A 627-nucleotide genomic window follows, 5' to 3' on the forward strand; every position below is an offset into this window, starting at 1 on the left:
GCCCACTTGCAGGTCGTTGGGGGCGTAGCCCGCATCCACCGCTGCGCGGCTGGCACCGATGGCCGCACCGAGCTTGTCGGCCAACGGCGACATGACTTCGGTGAACTTCTCGGCCGAGCCCAGGGCACGACCGCCGGAGACGATGATCTTGGCAGCGGTCAGTTCAGGGCGTTCGCTCTTGGTGACTTCACGACCTACAAAAGCGCTCTTCCCAGAGTCGGCCACAGCTGCCGCCGTTTCGACTTGTGCAGAGCCACCGGTGGCTGCCGCAGCGTCAAAGCCCGTAGTACGCACGGTGATGACCTTGACGGCATCGGCGGACTGCACGGTGGCAATGGCATTGCCTGCGTAGATGGGGCGCTCGAAGGTGTCGGGCGCATCGACCTTGGTGATGTCGCTGATCTGGGCCACATCCAGCTTGGCGGCCACGCGGGGAGCCACGTTCTTGCCGGAAGCGGTCGAGGGGAACAGGATGTGGCTGTAGTTGCCGGCAATAGCCAGCACTTGAGCCGCCACGTTTTCGGCCAGGCCGTCTTTCAGGCTTGCGCCGTCAGCGTGGATGACCTTGGAGACACCGGCGATCTGGGCAGCGGCGGCGGCAGCAGCGGCTGCGCCTTCACCAGCGAC

Annotated in this window: 1 protein-coding gene; it reads right to left on the reverse strand. The window is 65.4% G+C overall.

Features of this window, described 5'->3' with window-relative positions; genetic code table 11:
* Window positions 1-627, reverse strand: a 627-nt coding sequence (locus HF327_RS21850; RefSeq protein WP_198462445.1) for an electron transfer flavoprotein subunit alpha/FixB family protein, incomplete at both ends; no start/stop codon positions are given.

Origin of the sequence: Comamonas suwonensis (assembly GCF_012844455.2) — a bacterium.
GTDB lineage: Bacteria > Pseudomonadota > Gammaproteobacteria > Burkholderiales > Burkholderiaceae_C > Comamonas > Comamonas suwonensis.